We start from the raw sequence: 15,178 nt of genomic DNA, 5'->3' as shown, positions 1-15,178 counted from the left end.
TGGCCGGGTATCTCGTTGACCGTCCCGCGACCGGAGGGTGCACTGGTTCCATGACGACAGAGCGATGGACCTCGGCGACCGTCTACCCCGACATGTGGGCGGACCCCGACGACGACCCGCGCGAGGCGCTGGCCAACCCGGTCGGCGAGAAGGAGACCCTCTGGAACTACCTCAAGCACTACCGGATCACGCTGGAGATGAAGTGCGACGGGCTCGACGCCGAGCAGCTCGCCCGCCGGTCGGTGCCGCCGTCGACCATGTCGCTGCTGGGGCTGGTGCGGCACCTGGCGCACGTGGAGCAGACCTGGTTCCAGCGGGTGCTGCGGGCGCAGCCGGACCTGCCCAAGCTGTTCGGCAAGTCGCCGGAGAACCCCGACGCGGACTTCGACGGCTCCGTGGCCGACCCCGCCGTCGTCGAGGACGCGTGGGAGAGCTGGCGGCGCGAGGTCCGGGACGCCGACGCCTGGATGGAGACCCTGTCCGAGGACGGGTTGGGCGAGACCGTCGCGCACCACGGCGAGCAGATCCCGATCCGGGACGTGCTGGTGCACATGATCGAGGAGTACGCCCGGCACGTGGGCCACGCCGACCTGCTCCGCGAGTGCGTGGACGGCCGCGTGGGCCAGTAGGCCCGTCCGAGCCCTGCCGAGGCAGAACCGCAGCGAGGTGGAACCCTGGCAGTCTCGCCAGGGTTCCACCTCGCTGCGGTGCTACCTCGCTGTGCTGCCTCGGCGTCAGACCGCGGCGGCCGCCCGGTCCTGCTCCGCCTGCTGGGCCGCGTCGACGCGGGACGCCCGCACGCGGGACCAGATCACGGCGCCGAACGCCACCGCCGCCGCCACCAGCGCGATGCCGATGCGGAGCGCATGGTTGGCGTCGTCCGGGACGCTGATCGCCACCACCGCCGGGGCGATGAGCAGAGCGACCAGGTTCATCACCTTGATCAGCGGGTTGATGGCCGGGCCGGCGGTGTCCTTGAACGGGTCGCCCACGGTGTCACCGATGACGGTGGCCGCGTGCGCCTCGGACCCCTTGCCGCCGTACTTGCCGTCCTCGACGATCTTCTTCGCGTTGTCCCAGGCTCCGCCCGAGTTGGCCAGGAAGATGGCCATGAGGACGCCGGAGCCGATCGCACCGGCCAGGAACCCGGCCAGCGGCCCGACGCCGAGCCCGAAGCCCACCGCGATGGGCGCGAACGCAGCCAGCAGGCCCGGGGTGACGAGCTCGCGCAGCGAGTCCCGGGTGCAGATGTCCACGACCTTGCCGTACTCGGGACGCTCGTCGAACGTCATGATGCCCGGGTGCTCGCGGAACTGGCGGCGCACCTCGAACACGATGGCGCCCGCGGCGCGGGTGACGGCGTCGATCGCGAGCCCGGAGAACAGGAACACCGTGGCCCCGCCGAGGATCACGCCCACGAGGGTGACGGGCGAGATGATCTCGTAGCTGAGCATCGAGGTCACGAGGCCCGAGCCGACGTTCCCGACCTGGGCGAGCGCGTGCGACACGGCGTCGGCGTACGAGCCGAAGAGCGCCGTGGCGGCAAGCACTGCCGTGGCGATCGCGATGCCCTTGGTGATGGCCTTGGTGGTGTTGCCCACGGCGTCGAGGTCGGTGAGGATCTGCGCGCCCTCCTCGTCCACGTCGCCGGACATCTCGGCGATGCCCTGCGCGTTGTCGCTGACCGGGCCGAAGGTGTCCATCGCGACGATGACGCCGACCGTGGTGAGCAGGCCGCAGCCCGCGAGGGCCACGAGGAACAGGGCGAGCGGGACGGAGCCGCCGGCGAGCAGGAACACGCCGCAGATCGCGGCGGCGATGATGCCTGCGGTGTAGACGGCGGACTCGAAGCCCACGCCGATGCCGGAGAGCACGACGGTGGCGGCGCCGGTCCGCGACGTCTCGGCCACGTGCAGCGTCGGCTTCTTGTCGGTGCCCGTGAAGTAGCCCGTGACCCAGAGGATGACGCCCGCGAGCACCACGCCGACGAGCACGGCGAGGGCGGACACGACCCGCGGGTCGGCGGTCACGCCGGAGAGGTCCGCGGTGCCGGTCATCTGGTCGAACGAGGACGGCAGGTAGACGAAGGCCGCGATCCCGGCCAGCACGGCCCCGACGACGGCCGAGATGTAGAAGCCGCGGTTGATCGCAGTGAGCCCGCTCTCGGACCCGCGCACCCGGGTGATGAAGACGCCCAGCAGCGCGACGAACGCGCCGATCGCGGTGACGATCAGCGGGAACACGAGCCCCTGCTCGCCCATGGCGGCCTTGCCCAGGATCAGGGCGGCAACGAGGGTCACGGCGTAGGACTCGAAGAGGTCGGCCGCCATGCCGGCACAGTCACCGACGTTGTCGCCCACGTTGTCCGCGATGGTGGCCGCGTTGCGGGGGTCGTCCTCGGGGATGCCCTGCTCGACCTTGCCGACCAGGTCGGCGCCGACGTCGGCCGCCTTGGTGAAGATGCCGCCGCCCACGCGCATGAACATGGCGAGCAGCGCGGCGCCGAAGCCGAAGCCCTCCAGCACGGCGGGCGCGTCGACGTCGTACACGAGCACGACGAGCGCGGCGCCGAGCAGGCCCAGGCCCACCACGGACATGCCGACCACGCCGCCGGTACGGAAGGCGATGCGGGCGCCCTCGGCCCGGCCGCCCGGGCGGGTCGCGGCCGACGCGACGCGGACGTTCGCCCGGACCGCGAGCCACATGCCCAGGTAGCCGATCGCGGCGGAGAACCCGGCGCCGAACAGGAAGGCGATCGAGCGTCCGACCCGCACGCCGCCGTCGCCCGGCAGCAGGAAGAGCAGAGCGAACACCACCGCGGCGAACAGCACGAGGGTGCGGAACTGCCGCTTGAGATAAGCGGAGGCGCCCTCCTGCACGGCCTGGCCGATGTCCTGCATCTTGGCGGTTCCATCAGGCGCGGCGAGCACCTGGCGGCGCAGCACGAAGGCGCACCCGAGGGCAGCGACCGCGATGACGGCGATCACCGCCACCGTGGTGTAGCTCCCTGCGCCGAAAACAATGCCGTCTTCGAGCATCCGTCCTCCTCGACGAGCTCCGGGGCTGTTCCCCCAGATATGAAATGCCCGGCACGGGCTTGACCCGTGCAAGGCCGATGCGACCCACCAGCAACGTCGATGGCGGGAAGAGACCAGAGTCTACCCACATGTGACGACAGTCACTATGTCGGAACATCAAGGTCGCCGCACCTGGATCGGACTGCCCCTACACGGGTCCCGCGGTGTCGGTGAGCACGCGGATCTGCTGGATCAGCCGGCCCGGGTCGGTCAGGTCGGGGAGCACCACGTCGGCCCCCGCCTCGGCGAGCCGGTCCGCCGGCGTCGTGCCCGAGGCCACGGCCACGACGGACGCGCCGCCCTCGAGCCCGGTGCGCACGTCCTCGAGGGAGTCCCCGACGATCACGGTGTTGCCCTTGTGGAACGTGCTCTCGTACCGGTCGCCGGCGCGCCGCTGGGCGACCGCGACGAGCGCCGGGCGGTGCGCGTCGTCGGACGAGTAGCCGCCCACCGCGGTGTCGAGGTACTGGTCCATGCCGAAGACGCCGAGCTTGATCCGGGCGTTCTCCTCGAGGTTGCCCGTCAGGACCGTGGCCACCAGGTCGGGCTCGGCCGCTACCGCCTTGAGGGCACCCATCGCCCCGGGCAGCACGGTCCCGAGGCGGCGCACGTCGTCGGTGTGGGCCGCGAAGCGCACCGGGACCGCCGCGAGCATGCGCGGCAGCAGGCGCTCGGCCTCGCGCTCGGGCACCCCGTTGTCCGCCAGCAGGCCACGGATGGCCAGCGGCATCGTCACGCCGGTGCCTTTGGCCGGGAGGCGTTCGGCGGGTCGTCCCACGACCTCGGCGAACGCCTCCCGGTATGCCGTCCGGTCCACCTCCCCGACGTAGACGAGGGTCCGATCGATGTCCCAGAGCACCAGGGCCCTGGCATCGCCGGTCCGGACGTCGCCACCGGAGGTGGGCGCGGCGGTCACGACGCCAGTGCCGCGATCCGCTCGGTCAGCACCCGCGCCCCCATGCCGGAGCGCCTCGTGGAACCGCCGCGCCGCAGGTCGGCGGACAGGTCCCGCAGGTGCTCCCGCAGCCGCGCCGACTGCACGGTCTCCGCGATGCTCACCGCCTCCTCGCCCGTGGCGCAGGCCGCGTCGAGGTCGCCGGCCCGGGCGTGCGCCTGGGCCGCCCGGCTGAGGAACAGACCGTGCGTGCGGCGCTCGCCCGCCCGCTCGGCCCGGATCGCGTGCCCGAAGCTCTCCACGGCGCGTGCCGTGTTGCCGAGCGCCAGGTGGGCCGATCCGGCCTGCCCGTGGATCTCGCCCTCGTTCATCCAGTACAGCCAGTGCGGGTCGTCCTCGCCGCGGCCCCGGGCGCACAGCTCGGAGGCCTCGCCGAGGGCCCGGCGTGCGGCCTCGCCCTCGCCCGCGGCCGCGTGCCCGCGGGCCTGCCGGGTCAGGAGGGTCGCGGAGAGGTGCGGCGCGTCCAGGCGGGCGATCCGACGCCGGCCGGCCTCGGCCGCACGCACCGCGTCCCGCGGGTCGCCGCTCGAGTAGCCGTGGATCGCGAGGTAGGACAGTGCGCCCGCGCCGAGCCGGTCGTCGGCGGCCGCGTGCGCGGCCCGCAGGCCGGCGAGCATGTAGGCGCGTGCCGAGTCCGTGCGCCCGGCGTCGAACGCGAACCAGCCCGCCTGCGTGGCGGTGTCCGCGGCGACGGCGGCGAGCAGCCGGCCCGTGACCTCGTCGTACGTGCTGCGCTCCAGGATCCGGACGACGAGGGCGAGGTGGGCGCGGGCGAGGTCGGCGACTGCGCCGCTGCCCGAGCCCTTGTCCATGACCCGCAGCTCGTCGAGCGTGCCCTGCAGGTGCCCGCAGAGCTCCAGCGACACCCGGGTGCCGACCGTGGCCCGGCGCAGCGGCTCGGCCTGCTCGGCGTCCCAGCGCTGGATCATCGAGTTCAGCGCGATGCCCGATGCCGGCCGCGGTGTGTCAGTGCCGGCCGCGTCGCTCATCGCGTTCGCCGACACGGGGCCGTTCGCGTCCGAGGGCAGCCAGTCCGCCGTGCTGTCGGCGACGTGCGCCAGGCGGAGCGCGGTGAGCATGCGGTCGGCCGTCCACGGCAGCGCGGGGTCCGGCGCCGTGGGGGTCACGACCACCGGGGCGCTGCTGACCTGGCCGGACGTCGTCGCCCGTGCGGGCTCGGCGGCGTCGGGCAGCGGGCTGATCCCCGGGAGCGGGAGCCGCACCAGGTCCGGCGGCGTGCCCAGTCCCGTGAGGAACTGGACGACGCGCGAGACGTCGGTCAGGCGGCGGTCACCGCACTCCAGCATCGACAGGTAGGACTGGCTCAGCCCGGTCAGGGCTGCCACGTCCTCCTGCCGCAGCGGGACGAGCTGCCGCACCATGCGGCTGACCTGACCGAAGTCCCAGTCGGCGAGCGCCGAACGGACTGCTTCGTCCTGCCAGACCCGGGACGGCACGCTGGGCAGCGACACCACGGGGACTGACTCGGTGCGCCGGCACGCGGCACAACGGGCTTCGGAGTTGTAGCGGCTGAGGACACAGCCGCATCGGGCGCAGGTGCGTACGGTTGCACGAGGCACAGGGGGCTCCTGATGGTCCGGCATTTCTCTTTTGCCGAGTTCACGGCTCTGGATGACCACAGTGGTATCACCCCCACGAGGTCCATGCATCTGGACGGTACTAGGTATTTTCTTCCAAACCGATGAAGTGCGAGGACTGGACGTTTTCGCAGGTCAGGCCGGTTCTTTCTTGGACAAACGTCCAAGTCCTGTCCGCATTGCGCCAAATGTATACCCGGACAGAACCAACGGAAACATGCAAAAGCGCAGGTCGCCCCGATCAACCGTCCTTCTCGCCCCGTTCCGGGACGATTCGACTTTTCACCCCCCGAGGACGGCCCTCATCGCGCGCGAGAGGTACCACGGATCGACCACCGCGGTGAGCTCACGGGCCGAGTGCATCGACAAAATTGGCACTCCGACATCCACAGTGCGAATGCCCAGCCGGGTCGCCGAGATGGGTCCGATCGTCGACCCGCACGGCACCACGTTGCTGGAGACGAACTCCTGGGTGGGCACCCCCGCGTCCCGGCACGCGGCGTTCCACGCTGCCGCGCCGTGCGCGTCCGTGGCGTAGCGCTGGTTCGCGTTGATCTTGAGGATCGGCCCGCCCCCGGCGACAGGGTGGTTGGCCGGGTCGTGCCGCTCGGGGTAGTTCGGGTGCACCGCGTGCCCCACGTCGGACGACACGTGCAGCGACGCCGCGAACGCGCGGGAGCGCTCCTCCGGCGTGGCGCCCAGGGCCGTGGAGACGCGGACCAGCACCTCCTCCAGGAACGGGCCCGCCGCGCCGGAGCGGGAGGCGCTGCCGATCTCCTCGTGGTCGAAGGCCGCGAACATCTCGACGCTCGTGGCGCCCTCGCCGCCGGCGCCGTCGGAGGCGGCCGCCGCCCGGCCGAGCAGCGCCGTCAGCCCCGCGTGCGTGGAGAGCAGGTTGTCGAGCCGCGCGGACGCGAACAGGACCTGCCCCGCGCCGAAGGCCCGGGCCGGCTGCGTCTCCGCCAGCACCACGTCGTAGCCGCCGATGTCCGCGGGGTCGACGCCGGCGTCCGCCGCGAGCGCCGCCAGGACGTCCGCGCTCTGCGCGTCGCCGAGGCCCCAGACGGGCTGGGTGTGGCGCTGCTTGTCGAGGGCGAGCCCGTTGTCGTTGACGCCCCGGTCCAGGTGGATCGCGAGCTGCGGGATGCGCAGCATCGGGCCGGTGCGCACCAGGTGCTCGGTGCCGTCGTGCGTGACGATCCGCCCGGCCAGCTCCAGCTCGCGGTCGAGCCAGGAGTTGAGCAGCGGGCCGCCGTACACCTCGACCCCCACCTGCCACCAGCCGCCGGCGCCGCGCGTGGTCGGCTTGGGCTTGAGCTTGAAGCCCGTGGAGTCGGTGTGGGCGCCCACGATGGTGAACGGCGTGGTGGGGCCGGCGGCGCCGGGCACGGTGAAGGCGATGACCGAGCCGTCGCGGACCACCACGTAGCGCCCGCCCCGGGTGACGTCCCAGGCGGCGTCCTCGGCGAGGCGGGTGAAGCCCGCCGCCTGCGCGCGCCGGGCCACCTCGGCCGCCGCGTGGTAGGACGACGGCGACGCCGCGATGAACTCGCCCAGGTCGGCCGCGTGGGCGCGGGCCTCCTCCGGGACGGTCGCGGGCTGGACCGGGGCGGTCGGGACTGCGGGCCGGGCGGCTGCGGACTGGGCGGGGGTGAGGGTCTGGTCCGTCATCCGGCCATTATCTCCGCCCGTGCCGGTCCCCCGGCCCACGTGTCGGACGCTCAGGTCACGTGGGTGACTGAGCGTCCGACACGTCGAGCGGTTACTCGCCGGTGGTGTAGTACAGCCAGTCGCCGTCCATGGTGATACCGACCCGCGGACCCTGGTACCCGTCCGGCCGTTGGGACTCGGCCTCCGCCGCCGTCAGCACGCCTGCGGTCACCAGCTCGGCCCATGCCTCGTTCGAGTCGTGGAACTCCTCGGCGACGACTCGTGGCCACACGACCACCGCGTCCGGAGAATCCCCGTCGGGGATCACGGGGGTGGTCTCGCTCACCAGGGCGGCGAGCTCGCGATAGCGGCCAGGGTCGGACTCGGGCAGCGCGAAGACCTGCTCCGGGGTCTCGGTGCCGGACATCAGCTCGACCCCGTGCTGCTTGGCCAGCTCGACCAGCGCCTCGGAGTTGCATGCCTGCGCCAGGACCAGGATGTTCCCGCCGGTTGCCCAGGTGTTCTGGGTCAGCTCGAACCCGGGCGCGTAGTCCGGTTCGAAGCCGGTCGCCGAGCACTCGGGCCCGGTGTCCCCTCCGACAGGGGTCTCCGGTTCGAGGGAGACCCAGGCCCGGGCGACGTCGTCGGGCACGCTCGGCAGCCGGATCTCGACGACCTCCGTGGTGCCGCTGGGCAGCACCCCGACCGCCGACCCCGCCTCGTCGCCGTCGCAGGAGATCTGGGCGGCCGCGACCATCTCACCGGTCAGGGGCTGCACGAGCTCGATCGGGAGCACCGCCTCCGGGTCACCGCCCACGCACTGCCCGATGACGCGCATAGGGGTGTCCGACGAGAAGTCCCACAGGCTCATCTCCGCGGTGCCTCGGCCCGTGGTGCGGTCCAGCACGAACCCCGAGACCTGACCCTCCACAGGCCCGGGGAACTCGACTGCGGGCTCGGCGGTCCGGGGCTCGCCCGTGCCGTGCGCGCCGTCGGCGTCCAGGTGCACCGGCACCGCGTCGCTCACCACCGTGGCCAGCTGTCCGTCGACCCGCGGGAAGGCCACGGCGCGCACCTCGTAGTCTCCCTCCGGCAGCGGCGTCCCGTGCTGCGGGTCGCCGCCGGTCGCCGTGCCCATGCACGTGGTCATCGAGTTACCCGCGGCGGCGACGTCGTCCTCGCTCACGCCGAGCAGCGGTCGCGGCAGCTCGTCCAGTCCCTCGACGAGGTCCGGCCCCAGGTCCAGGACCACGCCGTCCCTGCTCCAGACCAGGACGGGCGGGGTGTCGAGCGTGCCCTGACCCTCCCGGAGCGTGACCGCCATGCCCCAGGTCCGCACGGGATCGACGTCGCCCAGGACTGCCGTCCGGGAGTAGATGTCACCGGCCGGCGCCACCGACCAGCCCTTGGCCGTGGACTCCAGGTCCGCCACCGGCATGCCGCACGTCAGGTCGCTCCAGTCCAGCCACGGCGGCTGGTAACCCTCCCGGACCTGGAACGCCGGCGCGGACGTGGGGGATCCCGGCAGCACCTCGGCGTCGTCCGGCGGCGCGAGCTGCGTCGCGCCCAGCGCCACCACGGCCGCCACCGCCAGCGCTCCCCCACCCAGCCCGCCCAGCTTCGCGCCTCGACGCAGGCGCACCCGCTTGCTCATGGCCGGTATCGCCGCCGCGGGACCGCTGGGCGACGCCGGGTCCACGCCGTCCGCCATCGCGCCGAGGGTCTGCGCCAGCATGCCCGTCCCCACGGGGTCCACCCAGCCGTGGTCCTGGTCCCTGGCGTCGTCGTGCCGGTTCATCGCTTGCTTCCTTCCGTCGTCGCGTCCACTGGTTCGAGCACGTCGCGCAGCGTGCGCAGGGCGTCGTGCAGGTAGCGCTTGACCGTGCCCGGCACCGTGCCCATCGAGTCCGCGACCTGCGCGATCGTCATGTCCTCGAAGTAGCGCAGCACCACGGCCGCGCGCTGCCGGGGCGCGAGCCGGGCCAGCGCCTGCACGACGTCCGCCCGCGCCGTGATCCCGGAGTCGGGGAACGGGACGTCGTCCACGGCGACGCGCGGGGCGATGTCCGCCCACCGCTTGGTCCGCCGCCAGCCGTCCAGGTACAGGTTCAGCACCATCCGGCGCACGTACGCCTCAGGACGCTGCACCGCCCAGCCCCGGCCCTCGCCGTCGTCCCCGTCCAGGGGCACCGCACGCATGCCCGACGTCGCGCGGCCCCGCCGCCCGCCCCGTCCCACCAGACGGGAGCAGTACCTGACCAGTGCCTCCTGCACCAGGTCCTCGGCCTGCCGCACGTCGCCGCACAACGTGTAGGCGTACCCCACGAGCGCTCCGCCACGTCGAGTGGCGAGCAGCTCCAGGTCTTCGTGCCAGCCCATCACCGGCTCCTTCCTGCCGTCCTGACCGTGTCGACGAACCAGGTCGCCAGGAGGTTGTGACGCGTGCGGAACCATTCTGTGGGCCGGGTCCTGTTCCGCCGGGGCCGTCCGGGTCAGGATGAGGACATGGGCGAACCTGTGGACAACCCTGTGGACGACGTCGAGCCCGCCTCGGCGCCGTACCCGCACCGGTTCCGCGCCGCCGAGGCGCGCGGGGCACGGATCGGCCGCCCGCTGCGCGTGCTCGGGCGGGTACGCGGCGTCGACGAGGACCTGCTCGACCGGATCGGCCGCGCCTTCAACGAGGAGGACGACGCCGGGGCGGCGCTCGCCGCGGCCCTGCGGCTCCCCGCCGGCGACCCGGAGCGGGTCACGCACACGCAGCTCCGGACGGCGCTCGCGGGCCCGGCTGGGACGCCGGCGCCCGACGGCGCGGGCGTCGCCCCGCGGCCGCCCGCGCTGCGACGGTTCCTCGCCGAGGTCACCGCCGTGCCCCCGTGGGTGGACCGGGACCTGGTCGAGCAGGGCGCCGCGGTGCAGCGGCGGCTCGGGCAGAACGCGGCCGACGTGCTGCTCCAGCTCTCGCTCGTGGGCGGCTACCGGTTCGGCGGCCCGACCGACCTGCTCGTGGCCACCGGCGCCCTGACCGGCGGGACGTTGCGCCGGCTCGCCGAGACGCAGGAGTGGACGGTCGGGCTGTCCGAGCCCGGCGCGCTGCTGCCCTACGCCCCGGCGTGGCGCGCCACCCTGCACGTCCGGGTCATGCACGCCCTGGTCGGCGCGTCGTTCGCGGACCGGTCCGGCGCTGAAGGTTCGGGCACGGACCGCTGGGACACGGCCCGCTGGGGCCTGCCGATCAACCAGGCCGACCAGGCGGCGACGCTCGGGCTGTTCGACGGCACGCTGATCCTGGGCTGCCGGGCGATGGGGGTGCCCGTCCCGCCGTCGGACAGCCGGGCGCTGATGCACCTGTGGAAGTGGGTGGGACACCTGATGGGTGTGCACCCGGACTTCCTGGTCGACGACGAGTGGGCGCGGCACCGGCTCAACCACCACGTGCTGCTCGCCCAGTCCGGGGTCTCGGACGCCGGGCCGCGCCTCGCCCGGGCCGTGGTGGCCGCGCAGGCCGAGCGGACCTACCGCGGGCCGGCGTGGTGGCAGCCCGCCCGGGCGTGGTTCGAGCGGGAGCGGCTGCTGTCGATGCTCACGGCCTTCCTCGGGGTGCGCAGCATGCGCGAGCTCGGCCTGCCGCTGCGCCCGCCGTGGGCCCACGCCTACCTGCTGCCGCTCAACACGTGGCGGTACCGCGTGCTCGGCCGGCTGCCCGGCGGCCCCGAGCGCCTGGAGCGCTGGGGCCGCCGGCGCAGCGCCGCCATCCTCGCGAGCTACCGCGCCCGGCCCGAACCGTCCTCCAGCGTCACGCGCACCGGCTCGGCGACAGGGAGCCAGACGTCCTCCTCACCGAACACCGGCATGACGGCGTAGACGTCGTACGTGCCGCCTTCGCGCAGGTGTGTGTACACCACCGGGAAGTCGTCCTCCGAACCCTCGATCTCGCCTGCGCACGCGTTGGTGGGCCCCGTCAGCGCCTCCAGGTCCCACGGCCCCTCCGCAGCGCCCTCCTCGGGCGCGTAGTAGCTCAGGTTGGAGGCGGTGTTGGCCGGGAGGTCGACCACCACGCCGTCCTGCACCCAGACCAGCATCGGGTCCAGGTAGCCGCTGAGCGCGGCGGCGTCACCGGTGAGCCGGGTGCCCGCCCGCCAGCCGTCCTCGCCCTGTCGTGCGCCCGGACCGCTCGTCGTCTCGAGGTCGAAGCCCCCGTCCGGTGCGCTCAGGAGGTCCTCGACGGCCATGCCGCAGTGCGCGTCGAGCCCCTCGATCTCGAAGCTGTTGAGCCAGCCCTGCGGCACGTAGCCGTCGACGTAGGTCGCGGTGATCGGGTCCGGCTCGTTCGTGGCGACCGAGGACGCGCTCGGGTCCGCGCTCGGTTCGACGGCCGCGGCGCCCGACGGCACCGGATCCGGGGTGTCCGACGGTGACGGCGACGGGCTCACCGACGCCGTCGGGCTCGGCGAGAGGTGGGTCGTCGGGATCTCCGACGGCACCGGACCCGTCTCGGTGGCCTCGATCGTGGGACGTCCGGGCAGCGGCTCGGACCGGGTGAAGGTCGAGGCCTGCGCGGCGCTGAACGCGAGCGCACCCACGACGGCGGCCGTGCCCAGCCCGACCGCGCCCGCCTTGGCGACCCGCCAGGTCCGGACCCTGCGCCGCAGCAGCCCGAGGTTCTCCTCCGGCGCGCTCGGCACGTCGGTGGGGGTGGCGCCCGAGACGAGCGCGTCGATGGTCTGCCGCAGCACGTCGCGGCCGATGCCCAGGTCGTCGGCGCCGTGGTCGTCGTGCCCGCTCATCGCAGCTCTCCCTCCGGCACGAGGACCCCGCGCAGCGCGCTGATCCCGTCGGCCAGGTGTCTCTTGATGGTGCCCTCCGCGATGCCGAGCGTCGCGGCGATCTGGGGCACGGTGAGGTCGTCGTAGAAGCGGAGTACTACGCAGGCGCGCTGGCGTGGGCTCAGGCCGCGCAGCGCGGCGGTCACGTCGGCGCGGGCGGTGATGTCCGACGCCGGCGCCCGCACCCGGTCCTCGACGGCCACCTTGGGCTGGGCCTTGCGCCACAGCGTGAACCGCCGGGCCTCGTCGAGGTAGAGGTTGAGCATCGTCCGGCGCACGTACGCCTCGATGCCCGCGTGGCTCCCGCCGTCGTTCAGCGGGAACTCCGTGAAGCCCTCGGTGCCCGCGGCCTCGGGGCGGCGGAACCGCCGGAAGACGCGCACCAGCGCATCCTGCACCAGGTCCTCCGCGCGGCGCACGTCACCCGTCAGCGCGTACCCGTACCCCACGAGCGCCCGGCCCCTGCGGGTCACAAGCTCCGTGAGCTCATCGTCCCAGCGCGCACTCATCGCAGGGCCTGCCCTGACCCGGTCACGTCGTCTGCCCTGTCACGTTCTCGTCCCCTCACCCTGCGGGTCCTGCGCCCCGCTCTTACCCACATACGAGCGGGGCGCAGGAACCGTTGGGACGCGGGCCGAACTTTTTCGGCCGGGATCTTCCGGCCGTTCCGGCGCGGCCTGGTCAGGGTCCGACGACGGCTGGGTCAGTCGCTGGCGGAGTAGTACCGCCAGGTGCCGTCCTCGCCGATGCCGATCACCATGCCGGTGTACCCGAAGGTGGTGTCGGCCCGCTGGGCATCGGCCTGCTCCTGCGTGAGCAGGCCCGCGTCCACCACCTCCTGCCAGGCCTCGTCCGAGTCGCGGAACTCCTCGGTCGAGACCCGGGGCCACACGACAGTCGGGTATCCCCCGTTCTCGCCGGCGACCGCGCCGACCGTGCCGGTCAGGAGCCGGGCCAGCGTCGCGTAGTGCTGCGTGTCCGTGTCGGGCAGGGCGAACGTCTGCTCCGCCGTCTCGGTCGTGAACATGAGCTCCGTGCCGTCCTGGTTCGCCAGGCCCATGAGCTGGTCGGAGTCGCAGGCCAGCGCCGCGTCCACGATGGCCTCCGCCTTTGCCCCGGCCCCCTCGCTCGGCGAGCTCGCCGGGTCGTAGGCCAGGTCGAGACCGTCCGCGGAGCAGTCGCCGGCGGCCTCGCCGCCGGTGTCGCCGCTCCCGCCGCTGCCGCCGGTGTTCGGGGCGAGGGTCGCCCAGAACCGCGCGACGCCGTCGGGCACGCTCGCCAGCCGGAGGTCCACGACCTCCTCGGCGCCGCTCACCACGGGATCCGAGACGGACCGCTCGCCGTCGCAGGGGATGTCGAAGGACATGAACGACTCGCCGGAGTGCAGCAGCACCTCGATCGACACCACGTCCCCGGGTTTGGTGCTCTCGCACTCGGCGGTGATCACCGGCGTGCCGGTCGTGATGTACCCAAACTGTGTCAGCCGCGCAGAGACCCAGTCCGTGCTGCGGTCCAGCACGAAGCGCGACAGCTCGCCCTCGACGGGCTCCGGGGGCTCGATCGTCGCGGCGCCGCCGCGCGTGCCGGTGGGGCTGTGCGCGCCGTCGGCGTCGAGGCGGACGTCGACCGGCTCGCTCACCGCCGTCGCCCACTGGCCCGACGCGAGCTGCGGGAAGGCGACCACCCGCACCTCGTAGTCGCCCTCGGGCAGGGGGGTCGCGAAGTTGTCGACGGTCTCGGTCTCGACAGGCGCGCACGTGGTGAACGCACCGCCCTGGGCCTCGGTCGCGTCCCCGGCGGAACCCACCAGGGGCTCGCGGAGCACCGGCGCCCCGAAGACGTTCGTCCCCAGGTCCACCACCACACCGTCCTGGCTCCAGACCAGTACCGGCGGGACGTCGAGCGACCCGTCGGTCCCCGCGACCGTCGCCGCCATGCCCCACGTGGTCGAGGGCTCGCCGCCCTGCTCCGAGGTCACGGAGTAGATGTCGCCGATCGACTCGGCGGACCAGCCGGCCGCCGTCGTCTCCAGGTCCGCCACCGGCATGCCGCACTCCAGTCCGGCGCCCAGGTCACGGATCCAGGAAGGCTGGTACCCGTCCTGGATCACGCTCGTCGCGGGCGGTCCCGACGGGGACGGCTCGCTGGTCGGGTCCGCGGACCGGTTCGGGGCCACGATCTCGGTGGGCGACCCCGGCAGCACCGGGTCGGCGCTGTCCCACATCGGCGTCTGCGTGACGCCGAAGGCGAGCACGCCCGCCACCACCAGGCTGGCGCCGGCGAGGCTGCCGACCTTCGCGGCACGACGGCGTCGTACACGGTCGCGCACCACACCGAACGAGACGTGCAAGTCGTCCACCTCCCCACCGGGCATCGCGTCGGCGGCGCCATGGAGTGCGCCGCTCAGGAAGTCGTTCTGGTCGGAACGGTCGTTCAGGTCGTCGAGGCTCATCGGGCGGCCCTCCCTTCGGCGGGTCGGAAGTCGTCGGGGCGCAGGATCTCCTGCAGGTTCTTGGTCGCGTCGGACAGGTACCGCTTCACCGTGCCCTGTGCCGTGCCCAGGGCGTCCGCGATCTGCGGCACCGTCATGTCCTCGAAGTAGCGCAGCACCACGCAGGCGCGCTCCCGGGCGCCGAGCTTGGCGAGCGCCGTCATGACGTCGACCCGTGCCGACGCCGCCTGGTCGGCGCCGCGGGTGCTGGGGTCGTCCGCCATCAGGTGCTTGATCCCGGACCAGCGCTGCCGCTTGCGGTAGCCGTCCAGGTAGATGGTCAGGACCGCCCGCCGCACGTAGCCCTCCACGTTGGTGAACGGTGAGTCGAGGTCGTGCGCCCGGCTGCCCACCGCCACGCCCACCCCGCCGCCCCGGCCGGGGCGGCGGAGCCGCGAGTAGACCTTCACCAGTGCGTCCTGGACCAGGTCCTCGGCGAGGGCGCGGTCGCCGGAGAGCATGTAGGCATAGCGGACCAGCGCGCTGCCGCGCGTCCTCATGAGCTCATCGAGCTCGTTCTCCCATACCGCCATGGCCACCTCCCCGGTGCGTGTGTGCTGTCATCGTCTCCACAACCCACA

The 15,178-nt window shown here is 73.2% G+C and carries 12 protein-coding genes; 2 read left to right on the top strand and 10 right to left on the bottom strand.

Translation table 11 applies throughout. From position 1 onward, the window contains the following. Positions 1-50 precede the first annotated feature (50 nt). Positions 51-629: a DinB family protein gene (locus QRN56_RS24345; protein WP_285107661.1), complete on the top strand. Its 579-nt coding sequence runs from the start codon at positions 51-53 to the stop codon at positions 627-629. A 105-nt stretch (positions 630-734) separates the two neighbouring features. Here QRN56_RS24345 and QRN56_RS24340 read toward each other — a convergent pair whose 3' ends face one another. The 6 genes from QRN56_RS24340 to QRN56_RS24315 form a co-directional block, all read right to left on the bottom strand. Next, positions 735-3,038: a sodium-translocating pyrophosphatase gene (locus QRN56_RS24340; RefSeq protein WP_285107659.1), complete on the bottom strand. Its 2,304-nt coding sequence runs from the start codon at positions 3,036-3,038 to the stop codon at positions 735-737. 187 nt (positions 3,039-3,225) lie between these two features. Beyond that, complete coding sequence (locus QRN56_RS24335) at positions 3,226-3,993, bottom strand: HAD family hydrolase (protein WP_285107657.1); 768 nt, start codon at positions 3,991-3,993, stop codon at positions 3,226-3,228. Then, entirely contained in the window at positions 3,990-5,504 is a 1,515-nt protein-coding gene (locus QRN56_RS24330; RefSeq protein WP_285107656.1) for a helix-turn-helix domain-containing protein, read from the bottom strand. Before QRN56_RS24330 ends, QRN56_RS24335 begins: the two co-directional genes overlap by 4 nt. Before the next feature lie 408 nt (positions 5,505-5,912). Next, positions 5,913-7,301: a M18 family aminopeptidase gene (locus tag QRN56_RS24325; protein WP_285107654.1), complete on the bottom strand. Its 1,389-nt coding sequence runs from the start codon at positions 7,299-7,301 to the stop codon at positions 5,913-5,915. Positions 7,302-7,392: 91 nt separating this feature from the next. Further along, positions 7,393-9,078 carry a hypothetical protein gene (locus QRN56_RS24320; RefSeq protein WP_285107653.1) on the bottom strand — a complete coding sequence of 562 codons (1,686 nt, stop codon included), beginning with the start codon at positions 9,076-9,078 and terminating at the stop codon, positions 7,393-7,395. Then, positions 9,075-9,659, bottom strand: a complete 585-nt coding sequence (locus QRN56_RS24315; protein ID WP_285107652.1) for a sigma-70 family RNA polymerase sigma factor — start codon at positions 9,657-9,659, stop codon at positions 9,075-9,077. The genes QRN56_RS24320 and QRN56_RS24315 overlap by 4 nt, the downstream gene beginning before the upstream one ends. Before the next feature lie 126 nt (positions 9,660-9,785). On the opposite strand from QRN56_RS24315, the gene QRN56_RS24310 reads away from it, so the two are divergent. Continuing rightward, positions 9,786-11,144, top strand: coding sequence for an oxygenase MpaB family protein (locus QRN56_RS24310; protein WP_285107650.1), 1,359 nt, complete (start codon positions 9,786-9,788; stop codon positions 11,142-11,144). Here QRN56_RS24310 and QRN56_RS24305 read toward each other — a convergent pair. From QRN56_RS24305 to QRN56_RS24290, 4 genes are all read right to left on the bottom strand, one after another. Next, the gene (locus QRN56_RS24305) at positions 11,045-12,067 is read right to left on the bottom strand and encodes a hypothetical protein (RefSeq protein ID WP_285107648.1); all 1,023 of its coding nucleotides are present in this window, start codon (positions 12,065-12,067) and stop codon (positions 11,045-11,047) included. The two genes, QRN56_RS24310 and QRN56_RS24305, sit on opposite strands and share 100 nt — an antisense overlap. Then, on the bottom strand, positions 12,064-12,615 hold the full coding sequence (locus QRN56_RS24300) for a sigma-70 family RNA polymerase sigma factor (RefSeq protein ID WP_285107647.1): 552 nt from the start codon (positions 12,613-12,615) through the stop codon (positions 12,064-12,066). Before QRN56_RS24300 ends, QRN56_RS24305 begins: the two co-directional genes overlap by 4 nt. Before the next feature lie 194 nt (positions 12,616-12,809). Then, the gene (locus tag QRN56_RS24295; RefSeq protein WP_285107645.1) at positions 12,810-14,558 is read right to left on the bottom strand and encodes a hypothetical protein; all 1,749 of its coding nucleotides are present in this window, start codon (positions 14,556-14,558) and stop codon (positions 12,810-12,812) included. Continuing rightward, the gene (locus QRN56_RS24290; RefSeq protein WP_285107644.1) at positions 14,555-15,130 is read right to left on the bottom strand and encodes a sigma-70 family RNA polymerase sigma factor; all 576 of its coding nucleotides are present in this window, start codon (positions 15,128-15,130) and stop codon (positions 14,555-14,557) included. The genes QRN56_RS24295 and QRN56_RS24290 overlap by 4 nt, the downstream gene beginning before the upstream one ends. Positions 15,131-15,178 lie beyond the last annotated feature (48 nt).

The organism is Promicromonospora sp. MEB111 (assembly GCF_030209445.1).
Taxonomy (GTDB): Bacteria; Actinomycetota; Actinomycetes; order Actinomycetales; family Cellulomonadaceae; genus Promicromonospora.
This window is presented reverse-complemented; position numbering and strand designations above follow the sequence as displayed.

Bases quoted from the DNA above. Each gene is read 5' to 3' on its own strand.
- QRN56_RS24305 (WP_285107648.1), bottom strand. From the start codon at position 12,067: ATGAGCGGGCACGACGACCACGGCGCCGACGACCTGGGCATCGGCCGC.
- QRN56_RS24340 (WP_285107659.1), bottom strand. From the start codon at position 3,038: ATGCTCGAAGACGGCATTGTTTTCGGCGCAGGGAGCTACACCACGGTG.
- QRN56_RS24300 (WP_285107647.1), bottom strand. From the start codon at position 12,615: ATGAGTGCGCGCTGGGACGATGAGCTCACGGAGCTTGTGACCCGCAGG.
- QRN56_RS24345 (WP_285107661.1), top strand. From the start codon at position 51: ATGACGACAGAGCGATGGACCTCGGCGACCGTCTACCCCGACATGTGG.
- QRN56_RS24320 (WP_285107653.1), bottom strand. From the start codon at position 9,078: ATGAACCGGCACGACGACGCCAGGGACCAGGACCACGGCTGGGTGGAC.
- QRN56_RS24295 (WP_285107645.1), bottom strand. From the start codon at position 14,558: ATGAGCCTCGACGACCTGAACGACCGTTCCGACCAGAACGACTTCCTG.
- QRN56_RS24290 (WP_285107644.1), bottom strand. From the start codon at position 15,130: ATGGCGGTATGGGAGAACGAGCTCGATGAGCTCATGAGGACGCGCGGC.
- QRN56_RS24310 (WP_285107650.1), top strand. From the start codon at position 9,786: ATGGGCGAACCTGTGGACAACCCTGTGGACGACGTCGAGCCCGCCTCG.
- QRN56_RS24315 (WP_285107652.1), bottom strand. From the start codon at position 9,659: ATGGGCTGGCACGAAGACCTGGAGCTGCTCGCCACTCGACGTGGCGGA.
- QRN56_RS24325 (WP_285107654.1), bottom strand. From the start codon at position 7,301: ATGACGGACCAGACCCTCACCCCCGCCCAGTCCGCAGCCGCCCGGCCC.